The 24,040-nt window shown below is 71.2% G+C and carries 20 protein-coding genes; 12 read left to right on the plus strand and 8 right to left on the minus strand.

The genetic code is table 11. From position 1 onward, the window contains the following. Window positions 1-157: 157 nt before the first annotated feature. Entirely contained in the window at window positions 158-1,255 is a 1,098-nt protein-coding gene (locus tag ACP7BP_RS19240) for an MIP family channel protein (protein WP_426246988.1), read from the minus strand. A 233-nt stretch (window positions 1,256-1,488) separates the two neighbouring features. Here ACP7BP_RS19240 and ACP7BP_RS19245 point away from each other — a divergent pair, with 233 nt between their 5' ends. The 3 genes from ACP7BP_RS19245 to ACP7BP_RS19255 all read left to right on the plus strand — a co-directional run bounded on the left by ACP7BP_RS19245 (window position 1,489) and on the right by ACP7BP_RS19255 (window position 5,593). Continuing rightward, window positions 1,489-3,705, plus strand: coding sequence for an NADP-dependent isocitrate dehydrogenase (locus ACP7BP_RS19245; RefSeq protein WP_426246990.1), 2,217 nt, complete (start codon window positions 1,489-1,491; stop codon window positions 3,703-3,705). Window positions 3,706-3,798: 93 nt separating this feature from the next. Beyond that, a complete protein-coding gene (locus ACP7BP_RS19250; protein ID WP_426246992.1) occupies window positions 3,799-4,110 on the plus strand; it encodes a hypothetical protein in 312 nt (103 codons plus the stop codon). Window positions 4,111-4,360: 250 nt separating this feature from the next. Then, window positions 4,361-5,593 carry an MFS transporter gene (locus ACP7BP_RS19255; protein ID WP_426246994.1) on the plus strand — a complete coding sequence of 411 codons (1,233 nt, stop codon included), beginning with the start codon at window positions 4,361-4,363 and terminating at the stop codon, window positions 5,591-5,593. 58 nt (window positions 5,594-5,651) lie between these two features. Here the strand turns inward: ACP7BP_RS19255 and ACP7BP_RS19260 are convergent, their stop codons facing one another. Next, on the minus strand, window positions 5,652-6,935 hold the full coding sequence (locus ACP7BP_RS19260) for an HNH endonuclease (RefSeq protein WP_426246995.1): 1,284 nt from the start codon (window positions 6,933-6,935) through the stop codon (window positions 5,652-5,654). A gap of 236 nt (window positions 6,936-7,171) precedes the next feature. On the opposite strand from ACP7BP_RS19260, the gene trpS reads away from it, so the two are divergent. The 9 genes from trpS (at window position 7,172) to ACP7BP_RS19305 (ending at window position 16,047) form a co-directional block, all read left to right on the plus strand. Then, on the plus strand, window positions 7,172-8,230 hold the full coding sequence (gene trpS, locus ACP7BP_RS19265; protein ID WP_426246997.1) for a tryptophan--tRNA ligase: 1,059 nt from the start codon (window positions 7,172-7,174) through the stop codon (window positions 8,228-8,230). 10 nt (window positions 8,231-8,240) lie between these two features. After that, window positions 8,241-8,774 (plus strand): 2'-5' RNA ligase family protein, encoded by a 534-nt coding sequence (locus tag ACP7BP_RS19270; protein WP_426246998.1) that lies wholly within the window; start codon window positions 8,241-8,243, stop codon window positions 8,772-8,774. Window positions 8,775-8,779: 5 nt separating this feature from the next. Further along, window positions 8,780-9,898 (plus strand): YihY/virulence factor BrkB family protein, encoded by a 1,119-nt coding sequence (locus ACP7BP_RS19275; RefSeq protein ID WP_426247000.1) that lies wholly within the window; start codon window positions 8,780-8,782, stop codon window positions 9,896-9,898. Continuing rightward, window positions 9,895-10,122, plus strand: a complete 228-nt coding sequence (locus ACP7BP_RS19280; protein WP_426247002.1) for an SCO4848 family membrane protein — start codon at window positions 9,895-9,897, stop codon at window positions 10,120-10,122. Before ACP7BP_RS19275 ends, ACP7BP_RS19280 begins: the two co-directional genes overlap by 4 nt. A 152-nt stretch (window positions 10,123-10,274) precedes the next feature. Continuing rightward, the gene (locus ACP7BP_RS19285) at window positions 10,275-12,119 is read left to right on the plus strand and encodes an ABC transporter substrate-binding protein (protein ID WP_426247004.1); all 1,845 of its coding nucleotides are present in this window, start codon (window positions 10,275-10,277) and stop codon (window positions 12,117-12,119) included. A 7-nt stretch (window positions 12,120-12,126) separates the two neighbouring features. Further along, the gene (locus ACP7BP_RS19290) at window positions 12,127-13,110 is read left to right on the plus strand and encodes an ABC transporter permease (RefSeq protein ID WP_426247005.1); all 984 of its coding nucleotides are present in this window, start codon (window positions 12,127-12,129) and stop codon (window positions 13,108-13,110) included. Continuing rightward, window positions 13,107-14,033, plus strand: a complete 927-nt coding sequence (locus ACP7BP_RS19295; RefSeq protein ID WP_426247007.1) for an ABC transporter permease — start codon at window positions 13,107-13,109, stop codon at window positions 14,031-14,033. Before ACP7BP_RS19290 ends, ACP7BP_RS19295 begins: the two co-directional genes overlap by 4 nt. 8 nt (window positions 14,034-14,041) lie before the next feature. Further along, the gene (locus ACP7BP_RS19300) at window positions 14,042-15,046 is read left to right on the plus strand and encodes an ABC transporter ATP-binding protein (protein ID WP_426247009.1); all 1,005 of its coding nucleotides are present in this window, start codon (window positions 14,042-14,044) and stop codon (window positions 15,044-15,046) included. Next, a complete protein-coding gene (locus ACP7BP_RS19305) occupies window positions 15,043-16,047 on the plus strand; it encodes an ABC transporter ATP-binding protein (RefSeq protein ID WP_426247010.1) in 1,005 nt (334 codons plus the stop codon). Before ACP7BP_RS19300 ends, ACP7BP_RS19305 begins: the two co-directional genes overlap by 4 nt. Here ACP7BP_RS19305 and ACP7BP_RS19310 read toward each other — a convergent pair. The 6 genes from ACP7BP_RS19310 to ACP7BP_RS19335 form a co-directional block, all read right to left on the minus strand. After that, complete coding sequence (locus ACP7BP_RS19310; RefSeq protein WP_426247012.1) at window positions 16,019-16,951, minus strand: S66 peptidase family protein; 933 nt, start codon at window positions 16,949-16,951, stop codon at window positions 16,019-16,021. The genes ACP7BP_RS19305 and ACP7BP_RS19310 overlap by 29 nt on opposite strands. Continuing rightward, entirely contained in the window at window positions 16,948-18,903 is a 1,956-nt protein-coding gene (locus ACP7BP_RS19315) for a prolyl oligopeptidase family serine peptidase (protein ID WP_426247014.1), read from the minus strand. The genes ACP7BP_RS19310 and ACP7BP_RS19315 overlap by 4 nt, the downstream gene beginning before the upstream one ends. An 11-nt stretch (window positions 18,904-18,914) precedes the next feature. Further along, a complete protein-coding gene (locus tag ACP7BP_RS19320; RefSeq protein WP_426247015.1) occupies window positions 18,915-20,225 on the minus strand; it encodes a M20/M25/M40 family metallo-hydrolase in 1,311 nt (436 codons plus the stop codon). After that, complete coding sequence (locus ACP7BP_RS19325) at window positions 20,218-21,051, minus strand: M55 family metallopeptidase (protein ID WP_426247016.1); 834 nt, start codon at window positions 21,049-21,051, stop codon at window positions 20,218-20,220. Before ACP7BP_RS19325 ends, ACP7BP_RS19320 begins: the two co-directional genes overlap by 8 nt. Before the next feature lie 111 nt (window positions 21,052-21,162). Beyond that, window positions 21,163-21,906, minus strand: coding sequence for a succinate dehydrogenase/fumarate reductase iron-sulfur subunit (locus tag ACP7BP_RS19330; RefSeq protein WP_426247188.1), 744 nt, complete (start codon window positions 21,904-21,906; stop codon window positions 21,163-21,165). 97 nt (window positions 21,907-22,003) lie between these two features. Then, window positions 22,004-24,025, minus strand: a complete 2,022-nt coding sequence (locus tag ACP7BP_RS19335; protein WP_426247190.1) for a fumarate reductase/succinate dehydrogenase flavoprotein subunit — start codon at window positions 24,023-24,025, stop codon at window positions 22,004-22,006. Between the last annotated feature and the right edge of the window lie 15 nt (window positions 24,026-24,040).

A 24,040-nucleotide genomic window follows, 5' to 3' on the forward strand; every position in this document is an offset into this window, starting at 1 on the left:
CGCCGGCGCAACTCGACGGGTACGCCGGCGCAACTCGACGGGTACGCCGGCGCGACTGGACGGGTACGCCGGCGCGACTGGACGGGTACGCCGGCGCGACTGGACGGGTACGCCGGCGCAACTCAACGGGTACGCCGGCGCGACTCGACGGATGGGGTCAGTCCTGGGGGCGGATCTGGGTCCGGCCGTCCTCGTCGGCGTCGGGCGTGCCCCAGTGCTGGGGCGGCATACCCGGGGTGGGCTGGCCCCACTGCTGTCCGGGCTGGCCGGGCTGGGCCTGCGGGTAGCCGTCCTGCTGAACGGGCTGCTGACCGGGCTGCTGGGGAGCGGGACCCTGCGCGGGCGCGGCCGGCGGCTGGCCCCACTGCTGCTGCGGCGGCGGGGGCGCGGCCTGCTGGCCCCACTGCTGCGGCGTGCCCGGCTGGCCCCACTGCTGCGGTGCGCCCTGCTGGGCCCACTGCTGCTGGCCGTACCCGGGGTACTGCAGCTGCTGCTTGCGGCCGCCGCCCAGGCGCAGGCCGGAGCCGGGCACCGGAGCATCGCCGTGGGCGAAGATCAGCGGGTAGGTGAGACCGGCGATCGCGGCCCCGAGGAGCGGCGCCACGATGAACAGCCACAGCTGGACGATCGCGTCGGTGCCGGCGAACACACCCACGCCGATGGAGCGAGCCGGGTTGACCGACGTGCCGGTGAAGCCGATCGAGGCGAGGTGGATCATCGTCAGCGCCAGGCCGATGGCGAGCGGGGCCGCGCTCGCGTTGAGCGCGTTGCGGGCGTCGGTGACGGCCAGGATCACCCACACGAAGATCGCGGTGAGCAGCAGCTCGAGGAGCAGGGCCGCCCACCAGGCGTAGCCCGTGCCGTCGTCTCCGAAGGAGTTCTGCGCCATGTTGCCCTTGGCCTCGAAGCCGTCGATGCCGTGGAACAGGCCGAAGAGCACGGCGCCGGCGAGCAGGCCTCCGAGCAGCTGTGCGCCGATGTAGACGCCCACCTCACGCCAGGCGAGGCGGCCGCCGAACGCGGCACCGAGCGTGACGGCGGGGTTGAAGTGACCGCCCGAGATGCGGCCGACGGCGTAGGCCATCACGAGGACTGCGAGGCCGAAGGCCAGCGCGGTGCCGAGGTAGTTGAAGTCCCCGGTCTGCGAGGTGAGCATCGCGGTGCCGCACCCGAAGAACACCAGGCCGAAGGTTCCGAACACCTCCGCCGCGAACTTCTGGCCCGTCGTGGGAGTGTCGGTGGTCGTCGTGGTCATGTGCGCAAAGCCCCCTGTGGTCTTACGTCATCTGTGCATGCGTGCGGCGCCCAACCGGAGTGCCGAATCGGTCTGCCCGATCACTCTGGCCGGTCGGTCGGCCGTCGAGCGGTCGGCCTAGCCTCCCACGAGCGGTGATGCCACGCTAGGAGTGAACCCGAACGCCGGGTGAGCGTCAGGTATCTTGACGTCAAGCAATTCATGTCGCCCACGGATCAGGAGTCCCCGACCCCATGGCCAAGATCATCTACACCCACACCGACGAGGCCCCGCTGCTCGCGACGTACTCCCTCCTCCCGATCGTCGAGGCCTACGCCCGCACGGCCGGAGTCGACGTGGAGACCCGAGACATCTCGCTGGCCGGCCGGATCATCTCGCAGTTCCCCGAGCGGCTCACCGACGACCAGCGCATCGACGACGCACTCGCCGAGCTCGGCGAGCTGACGATGACGCCCGAGGCCAACATCATCAAGCTGCCCAACATCTCGGCCTCGCTGCCGCAGCTCAAGGGCGCGATCGCCGAGCTCCAGGGCCAGGGATACGACCTCCCGGACTACCCCGAGAACGCGCAGAGCGACGACGAGCTGGCCATCCGGGCCAAGTACGACAAGGTCAAGGGCAGCGCGGTCAACCCGGTGCTCCGCGAGGGCAACTCCGACCGCCGCGCCCCGGCCTCGGTCAAGAACTACGCCAAGGCGCACCCGCACTCGATGGGCGTCTGGTCCCCTGACTCCAAGACCAACGTCGCCACCATGGGCCACGACGACTTCCGCTCCAACGAGTTGTCCGTGGTCCTCGACGCCGACGACACGCTGCGCATCGAGCACGTCTCCGCCGACGGCTCGGTCACCGTCCTCAAGGACGCCGTGCCGGTGCTCGCGGGGGAGGTCGTCGACGCCACGTTCATGGACGTGGCCGCACTCGACGCCTTCCTGGCCGAGCAGGTGCAGCGTGCCAAGGACGAAGGCGTGCTCTTCTCGATCCACCTCAAGGCCACGATGATGAAGGTCTCCGACCCGATCATCTTCGGCCACGTCGTGAAGGTCTTCTTCCCGGCCGTCTTCGAGCAGTACGGCGACCAGCTGGCCGCCGCGGGCATCAGCCCGAACGACGGGCTCGGTGCTGTGCTCCCGGCTGTCGACGCGCTCCCGGACGGCCCGGTCATCCGCGCGGCGATCGAGCAGGGCATCGCCGACGGCCCGGCGCTCGCGATGGTGGACTCCGACAAGGGCATCACCAACCTGCACGTCCCCTCCGACGTCATCGTGGACGCGTCGATGCCGGCGATGATCCGGTCCGCGGGCCACATGTGGAACGCCGACGGCGAGGAGCAGGACACCCTCGCGGTGATCCCCGACTCGTCGTACGCGGTGATCTTCCAGACGGTCATCGACGACTGCCGCGCACACGGCGCCTACGACCCGGCGACGATGGGCTCGGTGTCCAACGTGGGACTGATGGCCCAGGCGGCCGAGGAGTACGGCTCCCACGACAAGACCTTCGAGATCGCCGAGGCCGGCACGGTCCGGGTCGTCAACGCCGCCGGCGACGCGCTGATCGAGCACGAGGTGCGCGCTGGTGACATCTGGCGCGCCTGCCAGACCAAGGACGCGCCGATCCGCGACTGGGTCAAGCTGGCCGTCAACCGTGCCCGGGCCTCCGGGGCGCCCGCCGTGTTCTGGCTCGACGAGACCCGCGCCCACGACGCCAACCTGATCGCGAAGGTCAAGGAGTACCTCCCCGAGCACGACACCGAGGGCCTGACCATCGAGATCATGAACCCCGCCGACGCCACGTCGTACTCCGTGGAGCGGATCCGCCGGGGCGAGGACACCATCTCGGTGACCGGCAACGTGCTGCGTGACTACAACACCGACCTCTTCCCGATCCTCGAGGTCGGCACCAGCGCCAAGATGCTCTCGATCGTGCCGCTGATGCGCGGCGGGGGCCTCTTCGAGACCGGCGCCGGAGGCTCGGCGCCCAAGCACGTACAGCAGCTGCTGCGGGAGAACTACCTGCGCTGGGACAGCCTGGGCGAGTTCTTCGCGCTGGCGGCCAGCTTCGAGCACCTCGCGGCGTCGACGGACAACGCCCGGGCGCAGGTGCTCGCCGACACCCTCGACCGTGCGACCGGCACCTTCCTCGCCGAGAACCGCTCGCCCGGTCGCAAGCTCGGCACGATCGACAACCGCGGCAGCCACTTCTACCTCGCGCTCTACTGGGCCGAGGAGCTGGCGAAGCAGACCGAGGACGCCGAGCTGGGCGCGGCCTTCGATGCCCTCGCCACCCGGCTGCGCAACGACGAGCAGAAGATCGTCGACGAGCTGCTGGCGGTCCAGGGTTCGCCGGTCGAGCTCGGCGGGTACTTCCGCCCCGACGCGGACAAGGTCACCGCCGTGATGCGCCCGTCCACCACCCTCAACGCGGCCCTGGAGACGCTGAACGTCTGAGCGTCGCCTGGGGGCCGCCCGGCGGTCATCAATATGCGGTACCTCGGTCCGGTTCTGCCACGGAGCCGGACGGCCGCAGCCGAGACTCACGGTATGCAGACCCAGGGACAGACCCACCGGCCCAGCCGGACGGCACACCACGGCGACTTCGCACGCGTCCTCGCCGGACTCGTCCTCAGCCTCACGGTCGGCACGGGGCTCGTCCTCGCGGGTGGCGCGCAGGCGTTGGCCGACCCGGTCGACGGCTCGCCGACGGTGGTGACCACCGTCGGCAGCGTCGACGACGCCGGGATCCAGAGCGCCGGCATGGCCTCGCGAGCCCCCGGGACGAAGTGCGGCAAGAAGTCGGTGCACCACCGGGTCATGGCGAAGCGCGCCTGCTCGAAGCGGTCGGGGGGCCGCTGAGACAGTGCTGCGCCCGTCGATGACGGGCGCGGACGAGCTCGTCGAGCAGCCGGACCGTCCGGAGGGAGAGGTCCGGCAGCCCGACGGCCTCGTCACGTGGAGACGACCGCGAGTCGTCGAGGGCGGCCGTGGAATAGCCACACCCGCCGGTCCGGTTGCATCATGTAGGGGTCGCTCGCGTCCTGCGACGACCCGCGCTGCGTACGCCGTCAGCACGCCCTGTCCAGCACCACACGGGAGTACTGCCCTCATGACGACGACCGCGCCCGGCGTGACCACCCCGACCGCACCGACACGGTGCGCGCACTACGGCTGGGCCGTGCTGGCGCTGGCCATGGGCGGGTTCGCCATCGGCACCACCGAGTTCGTGTCGATGGGCCTGCTGCCCGACCTGGCCCGCGGTGTCTCGGTCTCTATTCCCTCGGCCGGGCACGCCATCTCCGCCTACGCCCTCGGTGTCGTGGTCGGGGCGCCCACCATCGCCCTGCTCGGCGCACGGCTGCCGCGCCGCGCACTGCTCATCGTGCTGATGGCGGCGTTCGCAGTGGGCAACGCGGCCAGTGCCCTCGTCTCGTCGTACGAAGGCCTGCTCATCGCGCGCTTCGCGGCCGGCCTGCCGCACGGTGCGTACTTCGGCGTCGCCTCGCTGGTGGCCGCGAGCCTCGCCAGGCCAGGCCGGCAGGGCCGCGCCGTCGCCCAGGTCATGCTCGGGCTGTCGGTCGCCAACGTCGTCGGGGTGCCTGCGGCCACCTGGCTCGGCCAGCTCCTGGGCTGGCGCTCGGCCTACTGGCTGGTGGCGGTGCTCGGCCTGGCCACCGTGGCCCTCGTCCTGGCCTTCGTGCCCTCGATCGTCGGTGACCCGCACGCCACGTGGCGCCGCGAGATCAGCGCGCTGGGACGGCCGCAGGTGCTGCTGACGCTGCTCACCGGCGCGATCGGCTTCGGCGGCATGTTCGCCGTCTACACCTACATCGTGCCGACGGTGACCGAGGTCGGTGGACTCTCCAAGTCGGTGGCGCCGGTCTTCCTGCTCGCCTTCGGCCTGGGCATGGTCGCCGGCACCTGGCTGGCCGGGGAGCTGGCCCGTTGGTCGGTGTTCGGATCGCTGTTCGCGGGCGGCGTCGGGCAGGGGGTGCTGCTGCTCGTCTTCTCGTGGCTCGCGCCCACCGGCTGGTGGAACCTGCCCGTGGTCTTCGGCATCACCGTGCTCGGGTCGATCCTGGTGGTGAACCTCCAGCTGCGTCTGATGGACGTGGCCGGGGATGCGCAGACCGTCGGCGCGGCCATGAACCACGCCTCGCTCAACATCGCCAATGCGCTCGGCGCCTGGCTGGGCGGACTCGTCGTAGCCGCAGGTTGGGGCTACCGGGCGCCCGGCGTCGTCGGCGCCGGGCTCGCCGTCGTCGGCGTGGTCGTGCTGCTCGCGTCGTACGCCGTGCACCGGCGCACCATCGCTGCGTCAGGCCGCGCCTACGCCGCCTGACGATGGCAGTCGCATGCCGATGCCCCCGCGCCGTGACGCGGGGTGTGGGGCGTGGTGCTCAACCCGGCTCGGTGCCGGTGTCGTCGCGGACGTAGGTGTGGCCGTGCGGGCTGGTCCAGGTGTACGCCGCGGGGCCGGTGCGCACATAGGTCCAGGCCGAATGGGTCTTGAGGCGGTGGTGTCGGCGGCACAGGGCGGCGAGGTTGGTGGTGTCGGTGGGGCCGCCGGTCTCCCAGGGGACGATGTGGTCGAGGTCGCAGCCTCGGGCTGGTCGGGTGCACCAGGGGAACACGCAGGTGCGGTCGCGGAGGATCACCTGCTCGCGCAGCCGCGGTGGGGGCTGGTAGCCGTCGCACACGATGGGTTCGTTGAGGTCGAGGATGGGCTTGATGACCACTTGGGTGTGGGATCGGGTGCACCAGTGGCGGACCTGGTCGAGGGTGGTGAGGGTGCCGGGCTCGAGGCGGGCGACTGGGTCGTCCTCGGTCAGGTGCACGTGCAGGACCACCTGCCGGGCCGGTGCGGGTGGGGTGCCTTGGTTTCGAGGCGGTTGCTGCGCAACCTCCTCAACCAGCGGCAGAGCGAGCTGGGCCCGAGCGAGCTCTCCGACCGCGGCGGCCCGCCGGGCATCCAGGGACTCTTCGGACCCGAGTGCCTTCAACACGTCGGCGCCGTGGGTGACGGCGGCGGAGAGGTCCAGGGCGTCGGCGAGGTCGAGCTCCGCGGTGACCCGCATGGTGCCCGCGAACGAGACCTGGTCTTCGTCGATGGTCACGTGTCGGCCGTCGGCGGCGAGCCGGGCCGTCTCGGCGGCGCGGGCGGGCTCGTACCGGGCGATCGCGGCGTCGACCAGCCGGTCGACGGCCGAGACCGTGGTGCGGTGTGCGAAGGGGGCGAGCTGGGTGTCGACGTACCCCGCCCCCTGGGGTGAGAGCCGGGCGTGGATGGTGGTCTCGGCGACCCGGCGGGCCCGCCAGGGTGCCAGGTCCCCGGCCTGGACCCGGCGCCACAGCTTGGGGAGCCGGTGCCGCAGCTCCACCGCTTGGCCGATCAGCTGCTTCGCCGCCGAGGTGGACAGGCCGAGGACGGCACCGAACTCGGGAATGCAGAACTCCGCGACCAGCGGTGCACCCGGACCGGCGACCGGCTCCTCGTGCTCACCACCACCCGGGATGGTGAACGCGGCCGCATCCGACACCGACGCGGCGGGGTGCAGGTCGGCCCACTCACACGATGCGACCAGCAGCTCCGCCTCCGCCCGATCAGCCACCCGCCGGCGGGAACGGGCGAACACCAGCACCGCGGACGCGGTGTCGGGAAGCTCGCTGGTGGTGATCGCCATAGAAGAAGCCAACCAGGGAACACCGACATTTCGGCGTCCCGATTCGGGTGCCTGTGGATACTCGGGGGTCTTAGTTTCGAGGCTCGTCGCTGCGCTCCGCGCACCTCAACCGGCGACACCGCCAGCGCTGCCCACACGCCAACCACGGACACCCCGGGCGCTGCTCGCACCGCCCCGGTTCGCCAGCACGACTCCCGGCACGGCCCCCAGGTTGCCCGGATGGAAGAATCCCCGCCATGCCGAGCACCGCAGCAGCTCCCGCCACCGAGACGAAGCAGGCGGGTGGCGCCCCGGCCCGGCCGCGGGTGCTGTCCGGGATCCAGCCGACCGCCGACTCCTTCCACTTCGGCAACTACCTCGGTGCGCTGCGGCAGTGGGTCGACCTGCAGGCCGAGCACGAGCCGTTCTTCTTCATCGCCGACCTGCACGCGATCACCGTCGAGCAGGATCCCAAGGTGCTGCGCGAGCGCACCCTGCGTGCGGCCGCCCAGCTGCTCGCGATGGGCATCGACCCGCAGCGCTCGGCGATCTTCGTGCAGAGCCAGATCCCGGCCCATGCCCAGCTGTGCTGGGTGCTGCAGTGCCTCACCGGCTTCGGGGAGGCCCGCCGGATGACGCAGTTCAAGGACAAGTCGGCCAAGGGCGGCGAGGGCGCAGCGAGCGTCGGCCTCTTCACCTACCCGGTGCTGCAGGCCGCGGACATCCTCCTCTACCGCCCGCACTACGTGCCTGTCGGCGAGGACCAGCGCCAGCACCTCGAGCTCACCCGCGACGTCGCACAGCGCTTCAACCACCGGTACAAGAAGACGTTCCGGCTGCCCGAGCCCTACATCCTCAAGGCGACGGCCAAGATCACCGACCTCCAGGAGCCGACCGCGAAGATGTCGAAGTCGGCGTCCTCGCCCAGCGGCATCATCGAGATGCTCGACGACCCCAAGGTGAGCGCGAAGAAGATCCGCTCGGCCGTCACCGACTCCGAGTCGGAGATTCGCTTCGACCCCGAGACCAAGCCGGGCGTCAGCAACCTGCTCACGATCGCCTCGGCGCTCACCGGCACCCCGGTGGCCGGTCTCGAGGAGCAGTACGCCGGCCGCGGCTACGGCGACCTCAAGAAGGAGCTGGCCGAGATCGTGGTCGACTTCGTCACCCCGTTCCGGGACCGCACCCTCGAGCTGATGGACGACCGGTCCGAGCTCGAGTCCGTGCTCGCCGACGGAGTGGCTCGGGCGGGCGCGGTGGCGGAGGCCACCCTGCGCGACGTCTACGACCGCGTCGGCTTCCTCCCGGGTCGGTAGGGTCGCCCGCGTGTCCTCCACGATCGGTGTCGCCGTCGCCATCCCGCAGCCGTGGGCCAGCGAGCTCCAGGACTATCGGACGTCGCTCGGTGACGAGACGGCCACCAAGATCCCGACGCACATCACGCTGATCCCGCCGGTCGAGGTGAGCCCGGAGAAGCTCGACGACTGCGTCCAGCACCTCTCGGACGTCGCGGCAGGCAACCACGGGTTCGCCGTGCACCTGCGGGGCACCGGCACGTTCCGCCCGGTGTCGCCGGTGGTGTTCGTGGCGCTGGCGCGCGGCATCTCCGAGTGCGAGCAGCTCGCCGGCGCCGTACGCAGCGGGCCCCTCGCCCTCGACCTCAGCTTCCCCTTCCACCCGCACGTCACCATCGCCCACCACCTCGACGACGCCGCGCTCGACAGGGCCTTCGGCGAGCTGGCGTCCTTCGAGTGCGTCTTCGACGTCAGCGAGTTCCATCTCTACTGCCACGACGACCAGCACGGCTGGCAGCCCACCCAGACCTTCAGCCTCCTGCCCGCGCGCGCCACCTCCGGGTAGGCGCCGTGCCGGTCATCGCCACCATCAAGAGACGCGTCAACGACCTCCGTCACGGGCGTCCGGTGGTGGACCACGCGCTGCGCACCGTCGAGCACTACGGCAAGGTCAACGGCAGCCTCCAGGCCGGCGCGGTCACCTACTTCGCGTTCCTCTCGTTCTTCCCGATCCTGGCCCTGTCGTTCGCCGTCGTCGGCTGGGTGGCCCGCGTCTACCCCGACGCCGAGCAGAACCTCGTCGACGCGATCAACCAGGTGCTGCCGGGCATCGTGGGCGACGGCGACGACCAGGTCCAGCTGTCCGACATCGAGTCGGCCGCGCCCGGGATCTTCAGCATCGGCCTGCTGACCCTGCTCTACTCCGGCCTGGGCTGGCTCTCCGGCATGCGCACCGCGCTGCTCGCCGTGTTCGAGCAGCCCGCGCGCGAGCACCCCAACTTCCTCGTCGGCAAGCTGCGCGACCTGGTGGCGCTGGTCGCCCTCGGCGTGATCCTGATGCTCAGCGTGGCCGTGTCGGGCGTCGTGACCAGCCTGTCCAAGAACATCCTGGAGGCTCTCGACCTGGGGCTGGGCCTCGAGCCCGCCGTGTGGGTGCTGGCGGTGGTCATCGGCCTGGTCGCCAACACCGTGCTGTTCTTCGTGTTCTTCCGACTCCTCGGGGAGCCCGACGCCCCCGCGAGGTCGCTGTGGTCGGGCGCCCTGCTCGGAGCCGTGGGCTTCGAGGTGCTCAAGCAGCTCTCGCGGTTCCTGCTCTCCGCGACCGCCTCGCAACCGGCCTTCCAGGCCTTCGGCATCGCTCTCGTGCTCGTCGTGTGGATCAACTACTTCTCGCGGGTGGTCGTGTACGCCGCCAGTTGGGCGCACACGTCCGCGGAGGCGCGCGCGGTGACCGATGCCAGGCGCCGGGCGGAGCTGACCGTCGAGGGGCCGTCCGTCGGCCCGGCCGTCGCGGATGCCGTCGGGGAGGCGGTCGCGGAGGCGGTCGATGCCCCCGCGCCGCGACGTACTCCCGAGCCCGCCCGCGGCCGCTCCTCGGTGGTGCACGACAATCGAGGCCGGATCGCCCTGGTCGCCGGCGGCAGCGCCGCCCTCGCCCTGGCCGCCGTACTCAGAAGGAGAAAGTCGTGAAGCTCGAGCGCAGGCATGCGGTGCTGCTGCTGGCGGTGGCGCTGTGGAACGTCGTCACGTTCGGCAACTTCGCCAAGAACCTCTACTCCGCCTACGAGTCGGGGGAGGAGCGGGCGACCGGCTACTGGGTCGCGCACACCGTGCTCATCGTCGTGAACGTCGCCATCGCGGCCGTGCTGGGCTCGCTCGGCTGGCGGGCGCTGCGCTCGACCAGCCGCGAATAGGGGCGCCCGGCCGGAGCGGCTTCCTTTACAGCCCGCATCCTCGTGGATAACGTCCGGGGAACCTGAGCTTTCATCGAAGGGACTCCGTCGTGAGCCGATCTCGGACCGCAGCACTGTCAAGCATGAGCAGCGACCGGCCGAGGAGATGGCCGATGAGAGGCATCATCGGCGCCCTCGCCGCCGCGCTCGTGGCCCTGGGCCTCGCGGCCACCGCGCCGGGCGCGACGACACCGGTCGCGCACGCGACCGAGGAGCCGACGACCCTGACGATCGGCGTGGTCGACCCCACGGTCGACTCGCTCAACCCATTCACGTCGATCTACTCGCTGCCGACCCAGATCCACCGGTTGATGTACGACTACCTGACGATGTACAGCGCCGAGGACGCCACCCCGACGGAGGGGCTGGCCGAGTCGTGGGAGTTCTCCGACGACGGCCTCACCTGGACCTTCACGATCCGCGACGACTCGACCTTCTCCGACGGCGAGCCAGTCACCGCCGACGACGTCGCCTACACCTACAACGCGATCATGGACGACGAGTCGGGGGCGATGGCCAACAGCAGCTACGTCACCAACTTCGAGTCGGTCACCGCGACCGACGAGCACACGGTGGAGATCAAGCTGAAGGAGCCGACGGCCTCGATGCTGGCCATCGACATCCCGATCGTGCCGCAGCACGTGTGGGAGAAGGTCGACAACATCGCCGACTTCAGCAACGAGGACACCTACCCGATCGTGGGCAACGGCCCCTTCATCCTCACCGACTACCAGCGCAACGAGTCGATCACCCTCGACGCGAACCCCGACTACTGGCGCGGCGCTCCCGGGTTCGACAAGCTCGTCTACCGCTTCTACAAGGACCAGGACGCCGTCGTCGAGGCGCTCCGCAAGGGCGAGGTCTCGTTCATCACCGGACTGACCACCCTGCAGGCCCAGGCGTTGGAGAACGAGGACAACATCCACGTCAACGAGGCGGTCGGCAAGCGCTTCGCCGGGCTCACGATGAACCCGGGCGCCGAGGCCAAGGACGGCACCCCGATCGGTGACGGCAACCCCGCCTTGCGGGACCCGCAGGTCCGCACCGCGATCCTGCACGCGATCGACCGCGACGCCGTGGCCGAGCGCGTCTACTCCGGCAAGTTCGAGCCCAACGGCAGCTACATCCCGAGCCGGTACGGCGACTACCACTGGGAGGCCGAGGGCGACGACCTGATCGCCTACGACCCCGACGAGGCCAACCGCATCCTCGACGAGGCCGGCTACGAGCGCGGCGACGACGGCATCCGGGTCTCGCCCGACGGCGTACGCCTGTCGCTGCGGCAGTACGTCCACGCCGACGACGCGCAGTACCGCGCGATCGCCCAGTTCATGGAGGAGTGGCTCAAGGAGATCGGCATCGAGGTGAAGACCACGCCGAGCGACGACATCGGCGGGTTCCTCGACACCGGCGAGTTCGACCTCCTCTTCACCGGCTGGACGGTCAACCCCGATCCCGACTACATCTTCAGCATCCAGACGTGCGACGTACGGCCGGCGAAGCCGGGCGCCTCCTACCAGACCGACTCGTTCATGTGCGATCCCGCGTACGACGACATGTACGCCGAGCAGAAGACCGAGCTGGACCCCGACGCCCGCGCCGAGATCGTGCGCGACATGCAGAAGGAGATCTACGAGCACGGCGTCGTGGTCATCTTCGGCTACCCCGACATGCTCGAGGCCTACCGCACCGACGTGATCGAGGAGGACAGCCCGCAGACGCAGCCGGCCGAGAACGGCAACATCTACGGGCAGGACGGCTACTGGGGCTGGTGGTCCGCGCAGCCGGCCGGTGCCGAAGGCACCGACGGCGGCACGGACGGCGGCTCGAACGCCTCCGACGACGGCGGCTCGAACGGCCTCGTGCTCGGCATCGGGGCCGCGGTCCTGGTGGTGCTGGTGGCCGGTGGCGTCCTGCTGGCACGCCGCCGGGCGACCAGCTCCGCAGATCGCGAGTAGGCGGCGGATGGGGAAGACGACCCGCTACGTCGTCGGCCGTCTGCTCGGGGCCGCGCTCTCGCTCCTCGCGGTGGCGTTCATCGGGTTCTTCCTGTTCCGAGTGCTGCCCGGGGATCCGGTGCGGACCATGACGGAGGACCAGAACGTCAGCATCGAGCAGCTCGAGGCGCTGCGTCACCAGTTCGGGCTCGACCAGCCGTTGTGGCGCCAGTTCGTCGACTACGTCGTCCAGCTGGCGCACTTCGACCTCGGCACGTCCTACCAGTACCGCGGTGCCGAGTCGGTCGCCGGGCTGATCGGCGAGAAGCTGCTGCCGACCGTCCTGCTCGTCGGCACGGCCACCGTGCTGTCGGCCGTGCTGGGGCTCTGGATCGGCATCAGGTCGGGCTGGCGCAGCGGCAGCACGAGCGACCGGGTCAACACCGGGATCGCGCTGTCGCTGTGGTCGGTCCCGACGTTCTGGCTGGGGCTGATGCTGATCATCGTCTTCTCGTCCGGCCTGGGGCCGATACCCGGGCTCTTCCCGACCGGGGGGATGCGCGATCCGGGGGTGACCGGCACCGACCTGATCGGCAATGTCGCCCTCCACCTCGTGCTGCCCGTGGTGACCCTGGTCGCCGTCGTCTACGCGCAGTACCTCCTGGTGATCAGGTCGTCGCTGCTCGACGAGATGGGCAGCGACTACCTGCTCACCGCGCGGGCCAAGGGCCTGCGCGACGCCAGGGTGCGGCGCAAGCACGCCGTCCCGAACGCCCTGCTGCCCACGGTGACGATGATCGCCATCGACCTCGGGGGAGTGGTGGCCGGCACGATCCTGGTCGAGTCCGTCTTCTCCTGGCCCGGCCTCGGCAACATGTTCTACGAGGCGCTCAAGGTGCCCGACCTGCCGCTGATCCAGGGCATGTTCCTCTTCTTCTCCGCCGCGGTGATCGTGATGAACCTGCTCGCCGACCTGATCTACCCCTTCCTCGACCCCCGGGTACGCCGATGAGCTCGACACCCCAGACACCCGCCCCGACGCCGGCACCCGTGCCCCGGCACCTCGCGTGGGCACGCCGCGGGCGCGCCGTACGCCGGCTGTGGAGCGAGTTCCGTCGCAGCACCCCAGGCATGGTCGGGCTCGTCACGTTGCTGCTCGCGTGCGTGGGCGCCCTGCTGGCACCGCTGTTCATCAGCCCGGCCGAGCTCAGCCTGACGCGGGCGCCGGGACCGTTCGTGGCGTCCCCGAGCTGGACCTACCCGCTCGGCACCGACAGCTTCGGCCGGTCGATCATGCACCTCATCTGGGAGGGCGCCCGGGTCTCGCTGACCGTGGGCTTCCTGGCCACCTTCATCTCGGTGTTCCTCGGCACCCTCGTCGGGATCACCGCCGGGCACTTCCGCGGCTGGGTCGAGTCGGTGTTGATGAGGTTCACCGACTGGGTGCTCGTGCTGCCGACGCTGGTGCTGGCGATCTCGCTCGTCGTCGTGATGGGCCGGGGGCTGAGCACGATCATCATCGCCATCGGCGTCACCGCGTGGCCGGTCACCGCCCGGCTGGTGCGAGCGCAGACGCTGGCGGTCGAGTCCCGGCCCTACATCGAGCGCGCCAAGGCGCTGGGCGGGGGCCACTGGCACGTGATGAGCCGCCACGTGCTCCCCAACGTGATGCCGATCGTGCTGGCCCGCACCACGCTCCTGGTCGCGGGCACGATCATCGCCGAGTCCACGCTGGCCTTCCTCGGGCTGGGCGACTCGTCGCGGATCTCCTGGGGCTCGACGCTGCAGGAGGCGCGCAGCGCGGGTGCCACCTCAGCCGGGCTGTGGTGGTGGATCCTCCCTCCCGGCTTCGCCATCGCCCTCGTCGCGCTGGCCTTCACCCTCGTCGGGCGGGCGCTCGAGCAGGTGCTCAACCCGAGACTGAGCGAGAGATAGGGACGTCGATGACCCTGCTGGAGATCGAGGACCTGACGGTCACCTACCGCACCGGTGGGGGCCCGGTCCCCGCGGTGCGCGGTGTCAGCCTGTCGCTCGACGCGGGTCAGAAGCTGGGGCTGGCCGGCGAGTCCGGCTGTGGCAAGTCGACTGTGGCGCTGGCGCTGCTGAGGCTGCTGCCACCGACCGCCACCCTGGGCGGCCGGATCCTCTTCGAGGGCGAGGACGTCCTCACGATGTCGTGGGGCCGGCTGCGTGCCGTGCGCTGGGCGGGCACCTCCATCGTCTTCCAGGGTGCGATGCACTCCCTCAACCCGGTGCACCGCATCGGGGCGCAGATCGCAGAGCCGATCCTGCTCCACGAGCGGGTGACCCAGGCGGTGGCCGACCGCCGCGTCGACGAGCTGCTGACCCAGGTCGGACTGCCCCCCGAGCGTGCCCAGGCCTACCCCCACGAGCTGTCCGGCGGCCAACGGCAGCGGGTGATGATCGCGATGGCGCTGGCCTGCAACCCGCGGCTGATCGTCGCCGACGAGCCGACCACGGCGCTCGACGTCATGGTCCAGGCGCAGATCCTGCGGCTGATCGAGGACCTGGTCCGCGACAGCGACATCAGCCTGATGATGATCAGCCACGACCTGGCGGTGCTCGCCGGCACGTGCGACCGGCTGGCCGTGATGTACGCCGGCCGGGTGGTCGAGGAGGGCCCGGCCAGGCAGGTCTTCGAGTCCGGCCGCCATCCCTACAGCTCGGCGCTCTCGGACGCCTTCCCCCGCATCGGCGACCCGGCGTCCCGCCTCCGGCCGCGCGGACTGGCCGGCGACCCTCCCGACCCGGCCGACCTCCCGTCCGGCTGCAGCTTCCACCCGCGGTGCCCGTCGGCTCGCGACATCTGCGACGACATCGACCCGCAGCTGTGGCCCGCCGGCGAGGCGACCAGGGCCGCGTGCGTCCTGGTGCTCCCCGACCAGGGTGAGGGTCTGCTCGCCCCTGCCGAGGAGGTGGCCCGATGAGCGGGGCCGGGCTGCGCGCGGAGGGGGTGCACGTCGGCTTCCCGGCTCGCGGCGGCGGTGGCGTGGCCCGCGCCGTCGACGGTGTCGACCTCCACGTCCGGCCGAAGGAGATCGTGGCCCTGGTGGGGGAGTCCGGCTGCGGCAAGACCACGCTGGCCCGGACCCTGCTCGGTCTCGAGCGTCCCGACCAGGGCACGATCTACTACGACGACACACCGCTGTCCTACTCCAGCCGTGCGCTGTCGGCGTACCGGCGGAAGGTCCAGCTGGTGCTGCAGGACCCCACCGGCTCGCTCAACCCGCGGCACACCGTCTACGAGGCCGTCGCCGAGGGACTGCGCATCCACGGTGGGGTGGCCGACGAGCAGGCGGCCGTCGCCGACGCGCTGTCGCGGGCCGGGCTGCGTCCGCCCGAGCGCTTCTTCCTGCGCTACCCCCACGAGCTCTCCGGCGGCCAGCGGCAGCGGGTGGTGATCGCGGGCGCGCTGGTGCTGCATCCGACCACCCTGGTGGCCGACGAGCCGGTGGCCTCCCTCGACGCGTCGGTACGCGGCGAGATCCTCTCCCTCCTGCTGCGGCTGCGCGACGACCTCGGCCTGTCCTGCCTCGTGGTCACCCACGACCTCGGGCTGGCGTGGAACATCGCCGACCGGGTCGCGGTGATGTACCTCGGCCGCATCGTCGAGACCGGTCCCGTCGAGAAGATCCTGTCGGCACCCGAGCACCCCTACACGCAGGCCCTGCTCTCGGTGCTGCCCGACGCGACCGGCGGGGCCGCGGAGCCCACGGTGCTCACGGGCGAGCCGCCGGACCCGGCCCGCATCCCGGCCGGGTGCCGGTTCCACCTGAGGTGCCCCGTGCTCGCGTCCGGGGCGGCCGACGCCGCGGGCGTGGCCGACCAGTGCCGCACGGTCGACCTGGAGATCCTGAGCGCGGAGGCCACCTCGCAGGTGGCCTGCCACTACGCCCGGGTCACAGCAGAGCCGGCACGTCCAGTGTGAGGGTGCCGGCGTCCGCGTCCAGGGTCGCCGGCACACCGAGCGGCACCGTCAGGGACGGCGTGCCGTGGCCGAAGCCCAGCTCCCACACGACGGGCACGCCGAGGCCGCCCAGCCGGTCCAGCATCAGCTCGCGTACGCCGTCCTCGCAGTCGAGCCAGGACCCGAGCGCGATGCCGGTGACGCCGTCGAACCAGCCGCTGCGCAGCAGGTGGGTCAGGAAGCCGTCGAGGCGGTAGCGATCCTCGCCCACGTCCTCGAGCAGGACGATGCCGCCCGCAGCGCTCCTGCGTGCGTGGGGTGTGCCGGGCTCGCTGGCCAGCAGGCTCAGGCAGCCGCCCACGGTGACGCCTCGGGCCACCCCGGGCACCAACGTCTGCGCGGTGGCCGAGGTCAGGCACAGCTGCGACTCCGGGTCGAACAGCATCGCGTGCGCGAGGTCTGCGGTGTGCCCGGCCTCGACGAACGACATCACCGCCACCATGGGCGCGTGCAGGGTGGCCACCCTGAGCTCGGAGGCGAAGGCCGCATGCAGGGCGGTGATGTCGCTGAAGCCCGCGAACACCTTGGGGTCGGCGTCGCGCATCGCGCTCCAGTCGAGCAGGTCGACCATCCGCTGCACGCCGTACCCACCGCGGGCGCACAGCACTCCCGCCACCGAGGGGTCGAGCCAGGCCGCCTGGAGGTCCTCGGCCCGCGCCCGGTCGGTGCCGGCGAGGTAGTCGAGCTCCGGGTGCACGTCGAGGACGTGCGGCGCGATCTCGACCTCGAGTCCCCAGGCACGCAGGATCTCGCAGCCGGCTTCGAGCCGGTCGGGTAGGACGGGTCCGCTGGGCGAGACCACCGCAACCTTGTCGCCCTCGCGCAGCCGCGGCGGCCTCGTGAGCGGCTGCAGCCCCTCGCTCACGGGTGCAGCTCGAGCCGCGTGATGTCGGGCGGGTCGAAGCCGAAGACCTGGCCGTAGAGCGAGAGCTCGGCCTCGAGCGCGGCCGCGATCGTGGACTCCTGGCGCCAGCCGTGCTGCTCGCCTGCGAAGACGATGTGGGCGTGGGGCACGCCGTGCCCGGCCGCGCGGGCCAGGAACTCCTCGGCCTGCGACGGTGGGCAGATGACGTCCTCGTCGCCCTGCAGGAGCAGGAACGGCGCGTGCACCTGGTCCGCCCGGGCCAGCGGAGAGCGCTCCTCGTAGCGGGTCGCGGTGTCGGGCCACGGGCCGACGAGGCTGTGCAGGTAGTGCGCCTCGAAGTCGTGGGTGCCCGAGCCCTGCCAGGCGACCAGGTCCAGGATCGGTGCGGCGATCGCGCCGCACCCGAAGACGTCTGTCGCAGCCAGCGCGGCCGCGGTGGTCCACCCGCCGGCGCTGAGCCCGCGGATGGCCAGGCGGTCGGCGCTGGCCAGGCCGGCGGTCACCAGCGCCTGCGCGACAGCCACGCAGTCGTCGATGTCGACGACGCCCCAGCTCTCGTTGAGCCTCCTGCGGTAGTCGCGTCCGTAGCCGGTCGACCCGCCGTAGTTCACGTCGACGACACCGATCCCGCGGCTGGTGAAGAAAGCGATCTCGAGGTCCTCGACCATCGGGGACCGGCTGGTCGGGCCGCCGTGCACGAAGACGACGTACGGCGGCAGCTTGTCCGCCGGCCCGGTCACCTCGGGATGCCGGGGCGGGTAGAGGTGGGCGTGCACCTCGCCGCCGGGTCCGGGAAAGGTCCGGTGCTCGGGGACGGGCACGTAGTCGGCGAGCGCGCCGGGCTCACCCACCTCCGAGACGACCGTGGTCTGCGAGGTGGCCGGGTCGAAGGCCACGACCTGGAAGGGCCGGTCGGACGCTCCCGCCACCGCCAGGACACGGCCGTCGGCGAGATGGAGCTGTCCGGACCACTCGGTGAAGGGGGACTCGACATCACCGAGGACCCCCGTGCTGGGGTCGAGCAGGCCCAGCCGCATGGCGCCGACCCCGTGCAGGGTGGCGACCCGGCCGTCGTCGAGCACGCCGAACCAGCGCGGCCCGAGGTTCCACAACGGGCCGGCGAACTCCTCGTCGCGCGGGCAGACGCTCTCGGACCGCCCGGAGTCGAGGTCGATGCGGTGCAGGTTCCACCAGCCGCTGCGGTCGCTGGCCGCCAGCAGGGTCGAGTCGTCGAGCCAGCATGCCTGCGGCACCGACTCGTCCGGGCCGCCGGCGACGGTCCTGGCCTGCCCGGCGATGCCGTCGCCGAGCTCGGCCACCCGCAGCAGGGTGGCGTCCCAGGGCATCTGAGGGTGGTCCCAGGTCAGCCAGGACAGCTGGGTGCCGTCCGGCGACAGCTGCGGACAGGCCAGGAAGTGGCCGTCCTCGACCACCACCCGTGCCCGGGCCGGGTCGGTCGCCGCGGAGCCGTCGAGGGGGACCGCCACGATCGAGCGGGTGACGTCGGTCGCGACCTCGCTGTGGTGCTCCTCGCGGATGCACCACACCTCGCTCGCGTCAGGGGAGAGGAACGGCTCGATGTAGCGGAGTCCGCTCGCCACCGCCGGAGCGGGCGAGATCGGCACCGGCTCGCCGCCGGCTCGGGCCAGGTGGAGCCGCTGGTCGGCGTACTCCGCGAAGACCACCGCGTCGTCCGGCAGCACCAGGTAGGACCGGCCGCCGTACTCGTGCACGCGGCTGCGGACGTTCCACGGCGCCGGGAGCACGGTCTCGACCGGGCCGTCGCCGACGCGGCGGACCAGGGCGACCCGGCCGCTCTCGGCGGGTCGTGGCTCGCACCACCACACGGCGTCCCCGCGCGCGGACACCCACCGTGGCATCCCGTCGTCGGCGGCCGCGCTGCGCGCGGTGAGGGGCGAGGGCCAGGCGCCGTACGGCGTCGTGGTGGTCATGTGCACTCCGTTCAGCAGGTGGCCAGGAACCGGTCGAGGACCTCGACCCCGAACTCCAGGCCGTCGACGGGCACCCGCTCGTCGACGCCGTGGAACGCGGCCGAGTAGTCGAAGCCGTCGGGCAGGCGGAGCGGGGCGAACCCGTAGCCCGTGATGCCGAGCCGGGAGAACTGCTTCGCGTCGGTGCCGCCGGCCAGGCAGACGGGTACGACGTGCGCGCCGGGGTCCTCCGCCAGCAGCGACTCCCGCATGGCGGTGAACGTCGGGGTGTCCACCGAGGCCTCCAGCGGCACCTCGCGATGGACGTAGCGCCAGCTGACGGCATCGCCGCACAGCCGGTCGAGCGTGGCCTCGAACTCGGCGTCGCCGCCCGGCAGGACCCGGCCGTCGACCCGCGCCGTGGCGGAGCCCGGGATGACGTTCACCTTGTAGCCGGCCTGGAGCATGGTCGGGTTGGCGCTGTTGCGCACCGTGGAGGCCACCAGGTCACCCGCGGCGCCGAGCCTTCCTATGGCGTCGTCGACGTCGAAGCCGGGAGCCTCTGGATCGGTCGGGACGCCGAGGGCGCCCCCGATCTCGCGCAGTGCCGCCCGCACGGTCGGGGTCAGCCGCGCCGGCCAGCGATGGGCGTGGATGCGGGCGACCGCCTCCGCCAGTACGCCGACCGCGTTGTCACCGTTGGCCCGGGACCCGTGTCCCGCGGTGCCGTGCGCGGTGAGCTCGAGCCAGGCGGTGCCGCGCTCGCCGGCGCTGACGGGGTACAGCCGCACGCCTTCCGCGGCGTGGAACGTGTAGGCGCCGGACTCGCTGATGCCCTCGGCGCAGCCCTCGAAGAGGTCCGCGTGCTCGCGCACCAGCCAGTCGCTTCCGGCGGCGGCGCTGTCCTCCTCGTCGGCCGTGAACGCCAGCACGACGTCCCGGGCCGGCCGGCGCCCCTCCCGGGCCATCCGCCGGGCGACGGTCAGCATCATCGCGACCATGCCCTTCATGTCGATCGCGCCGCGTCCCCAGACCCACCCGTCGGCCACCTCGCCGGAGAACGGGTGCACGGTCCAGTCGTCGGGCTCGGCGGGCACGACGTCGAGGTGGCCGTGCACCAGCAGCCCCGGTCGGTCGCGGTCGGCGCCGGCCAGCCGGACCACGACGTTCGCGCGGTCGGGGGCGGACTCGAGCAGCAGCGGCTCCAGCCCGTCCTCAGCGAGCTGCGCGGCGACGTACTCGGCGGCGGGACGCTCGGCGCAGTCGCCCGCCCCGCGGTTGGACGTGTCGATCCGGATCAGGTCGGAGGTGAAGCGCACGACCTCGTCCACGGGGTCAGCCATAGGACTTCTCCACGGCGTTGGAGATCAAAGTCGTCACCGCCTTGAACGTGCGGATCATCTCGTAGCCGGTCGGGCTGGAGTAGCGGACCCGGCGCTCGTCCACGCGCTCCACGCCGGGGACCATGCAGGCGTTCCCGACCAGATGGGTCGCGTCGACCTCGATCTCCAGCTCGACCGGACCCCACGACCGCGGCTCGTGCCGCACGGCCAGCGTCATGGCCTCCTGGGCGGCCGCGCGGATGTCGGCATGGGTCCGCACCGGCGGCCGGCACACTGCGGCGTACCGCGAGACGTAGTCCTTCACCGCGACGGTCCGGGCGTCCTGGGCGTACGCCGCCGCGTCGAGGCAGGCGCGGTCGTCGCCGGTCACGAGCACGACGGGGACGCCGTACTCGGAGCAGACGACCGCGTTCAGGAAGCCCTCGCTGGCGGGCGTGCCACCCACCCACACGCCGGTGATCGAGTTGGGGAGATAGGTGTGCGCGAGCACGCCCTCGGTGCCGGCGCCGGTGTGGTAGCCGATGAACGCGATGCCGTCGACGTCACCGTGCTGGACACCCTCGACCATGCTGAGGTCCTTGTGCCGCCCGGTCAGCATGCTGGCGCGCTCGTCGAGCTCCTCCAGCAGCAGGTTGCGCATCGTCGAGTGCGCCTCGTTGACCAGGACCTCCGTGGCGCCGCCCTCGAAGAACCCCTCGATGGCGGCGTTGACGTCGGAGGTGAACATCGGGCGGCACCGCTGCCACTCCGGCGTGCCGGGTTCGCAGTCGGCGGGCCAGGTGACGCCCGTGGCGCCCTCCATGTCGGCAGAGATCAGGATCTTCATCGTGCGCCAACGTAGCGCCATCGCGACCTGTGGGGGTCGCGACGTGCCCGCGCGGCCGCTCCGACACGTGGATCTACTGGCGTGTCGAAGCCTTCAGCCGCGCGCCTTGGGTCAGTGCCCGTGCCGCATCGCGGTGCGCAGGTCCTTGTTGAGCTGCGAGATCACGTCGAGCGGGATCTCCTTGGGGCATGCAGCGGTGCACTCGCCGATGTTGGTGCAGCCGCCGAAGCCCTCGTGGTCGTGCTGGGCGACCATGTTGACCACTCGGCTGTCGCGCTCGGGCTGGCCCTGCGGCAGCTCGCCGAGGTGGGTGATCTTGGCACCCATGAACAGGGACGCGGAGCCGTTGGGGCAGGCGGCGACGCAGGCGCCGCAGCCGATGCAGGTGGCGACGTTGAAGGCGCGCATGGCGTCGTCACGCGGCACGGGCACCGAGTGGGCCTCGGGAGCCGAGCCGGTGTTGACCGAGATGTAGCCACCCTGCTGGATGATCCGGTCGAAGGCGCCGCGGTCGACGCAGAGGTCCTTCATCACCGGGAACGCGCCGGCCCGCCACGGCTCGATGGTGATGGTGTCGCCGTCCTGGAACGAGCGCATGTGCAGCTGGCAGGTCGTGGTGACCTCCGGCCCGTGCGGCTCGCCGTTGATCATCAGGCCGCACATGCCGCAGATGCCCTCGCGACAGTCGGAGTCGAACGCCACCGGCTCCTCGCCGGCCGCGTTGAGCTGCTCGTTGAGCACGTCGAGCATCTCGAGGAACGACATGTCGGGGGAGACGTCGTCGACCTGGTAGGTCCTCATCTCGCCTTCGCTCGACGCATCGGCCTGCCGCCAGATCTCCAGGGTGATGTGCATGTTCTGTCCGTCACTCACTTCATGTCCGTTCGCTCGCAGTTCGACCGCACGGTCACGGCCGCGTTCGGGTGCAGACCGACGCGGTCTCTCGCTTCGTTCACTTGTAGCTCCGCTGCTTCATCTCGATGGCCGTGTAGACGAGCTCTTCCTTGTGGAGCACCGGCGCCTCGCCGTCTCCTGCGAACTCCCACGCCGCGACGTACGCGAACTGGTCGTCGTGGCGCAGCGCCTCGCCGTCCTCGGTCGCGGACTCTGCCCGGAAGTGGCCGCCGCACGACTCGCGGCGGTTGAGGGCGTCGATGCACATCAGCTCACCGAGCTCGAAGAAGTCGGCCACCCGGCCGGCCTTCTCGAGGTTCTGGTTGAGGCTGTCGGCGCTGCCGAGCACCTTCACGTTGCGGTGGAAGTCGTCGCGGAGCGAGCGGATCAGGTCGATGGCCTTGCGCAGCCCGTCCGCGGTGCGCTCCATGCCGCAGTACTCCCACATGATGTTGCCGAGCTCGCGGTGGTAGGAGTCGACGCTGCGGGTGCCGCCCACCGTCATGAAGTGGTTGATCCGGCTCTCGACCTGGGTGCGGGCCTCGACCACGGCGGGGTGCTGCTCGTCGATGGTCTCGAACGGGCCGTCGGCCAGGTAGTCGCGGATCGTGTGCGGCAGCACGAAGTAGCCGTCGGCCAGCCCCTGCATCAGCGCCGAGGCGCCCAGGCGGTTGGCACCGTGGTCGGAGAAGTTGGCCTCACCGGTCACGAAGAGCCCCGGGATCGACGACTGGAGGTCGTAGTCGACCCACAGGCCGCCCATCACATAGTGCACGGCGGGGTAGATCCGCATCGGCGTCTCGTAGGGGTTCTCGCCGGTGATGCGCGCGTACATGTCGAAGAGGTTGTCGTACTTCTCCTCGATGCCGTCGCGGCCGAGGCGGGCGATGGAGTCGGCGAAGTCGAGGTAGACACCGCGGCGTACGCCGTCGACCTCGGGCCCGACACCGCGACCCTCGTCGCAGACGGTCTTGGCGGCCCGGGACGCGATGTCGCGGGGGACCAGGTTGCCGAAGGAGGGGTAGATCCGCTCCAGGTAGTAGTCGCGGTCGGCCTCGGGGATCTCGCGCGGGTCCTTGGTGCAGTCGGCCTGCTTCTTGGGCACCCAGATGCGGCCGTCGTTGCGCAGCGACTCGCTCATCAGCGTCAGCTTCGACTGGTGCGAGCCCGAGACCGGGATGCAGGTCGGGTGGATCTGCGTGTAGCACGGGTTGGCCATGTAGGCGCCCTTGCGGTGCGCTCGCCAGGTCGCCGTGACGTTGCAGCCCATCGCGTTCGTGGAGAGGTAGAAGACGTTGCCGTAGCCACCGCTCGCGAGTACGACGACGTCGGCGAGGTGGGTCTCGATCTCACCGGTCACCATGTCGCGGGCGATGATGCCGCGGGCCTTTCCGTCCACGACGATCAGCTCGAGCATCTCGTGACGGGTGAAGGTCTCGACCGTCCCGGCGTGCACCTGGCGCTCCAGGGCCTGGTAGGCGCCGAGGAGCAGCTGCTGGCCGGTCTGGCCGCGGGCGTAGAACGTGCGGGAGACCTGGACGCCGCCGAAGGAGCGGTTATCGAGGAGGCCGCCGTACTCGCGGGCGAACGGGACGCCCTGCGCGACGCACTGGTCGATGATGTTGGTCGAGACCTCGGCCAGCCGGTAGACGTTGGACTCGCGGGAGCGGTAGTCGCCGCCCTTGACCGTGTCGTAGAAGAGGCGGTGGACGGAGTCGCCGTCCTCCTTGTAGTTCTTCGCGGCGTTGATGCCGCCCTGGGCGGCGATGGAGTGCGCGCGACGCGGTGAGTCCTGGTAGCAGAAGGACTTCACGACGTAGCCGGCCTCGCCGAGCGTGGCCGCGGCCGAGCCGCCGGCGAGCCCGGTGCCGACGATGATCACCGACAGCTTGCGGCGGTTGGCCGGGTTGACCAGTCGCGCCTCGAACTTGCGGGTGCTCCAGCGCTCGTCGATCGGGCCGCCGGGCGCCTTGGTGTCGGCGATCGGGGCGCCGGGCGTGTAGTAGCCGGCGGCGTCGTCGGTCTCGCCACCGAGCGGGGCGTCGTGGGAGGGGTGGGACGTGAGGGTGGTGTCCGGCATGTCGGTCATGGGGTG

Origin of the sequence: Nocardioides sp. LHG3406-4 (genome assembly GCF_049897745.1) — a bacterium.
Lineage (GTDB): Bacteria > Actinomycetota > Actinomycetes > Propionibacteriales > Nocardioidaceae > Nocardioides.

Coding starts and splice junctions, on each gene's coding strand:
- ACP7BP_RS19240 (WP_426246988.1), bottom strand. CDS start 1,255: ATGACCACGACGACCACCGACACTCCCACGACGGGCCAGAAGTTCGCG.
- ACP7BP_RS19245 (WP_426246990.1), top strand. CDS start 1,489: ATGGCCAAGATCATCTACACCCACACCGACGAGGCCCCGCTGCTCGCG.
- ACP7BP_RS19250 (WP_426246992.1), top strand. CDS start 3,799: ATGCAGACCCAGGGACAGACCCACCGGCCCAGCCGGACGGCACACCAC.
- ACP7BP_RS19255 (WP_426246994.1), top strand. CDS start 4,361: ATGACGACGACCGCGCCCGGCGTGACCACCCCGACCGCACCGACACGG.
- ACP7BP_RS19260 (WP_426246995.1), bottom strand. CDS start 6,935: ATGGCGATCACCACCAGCGAGCTTCCCGACACCGCGTCCGCGGTGCTG.
- trpS (WP_426246997.1), top strand. CDS start 7,172: ATGCCGAGCACCGCAGCAGCTCCCGCCACCGAGACGAAGCAGGCGGGT.
- ACP7BP_RS19285 (WP_426247004.1), top strand. CDS start 10,275: ATGAGAGGCATCATCGGCGCCCTCGCCGCCGCGCTCGTGGCCCTGGGC.
- ACP7BP_RS19290 (WP_426247005.1), top strand. CDS start 12,127: ATGGGGAAGACGACCCGCTACGTCGTCGGCCGTCTGCTCGGGGCCGCG.
- ACP7BP_RS19295 (WP_426247007.1), top strand. CDS start 13,107: ATGAGCTCGACACCCCAGACACCCGCCCCGACGCCGGCACCCGTGCCC.
- ACP7BP_RS19300 (WP_426247009.1), top strand. CDS start 14,042: ATGACCCTGCTGGAGATCGAGGACCTGACGGTCACCTACCGCACCGGT.
- ACP7BP_RS19305 (WP_426247010.1), top strand. CDS start 15,043: ATGAGCGGGGCCGGGCTGCGCGCGGAGGGGGTGCACGTCGGCTTCCCG.
- ACP7BP_RS19315 (WP_426247014.1), bottom strand. CDS start 18,903: ATGACCACCACGACGCCGTACGGCGCCTGGCCCTCGCCCCTCACCGCG.
- ACP7BP_RS19320 (WP_426247015.1), bottom strand. CDS start 20,225: ATGGCTGACCCCGTGGACGAGGTCGTGCGCTTCACCTCCGACCTGATC.
- ACP7BP_RS19325 (WP_426247016.1), bottom strand. CDS start 21,051: ATGAAGATCCTGATCTCTGCCGACATGGAGGGCGCCACGGGCGTCACC.
- ACP7BP_RS19330 (WP_426247188.1), bottom strand. CDS start 21,906: ATGCACATCACCCTGGAGATCTGGCGGCAGGCCGATGCGTCGAGCGAA.
- ACP7BP_RS19335 (WP_426247190.1), bottom strand. CDS start 24,025: ATGCCGGACACCACCCTCACGTCCCACCCCTCCCACGACGCCCCGCTC.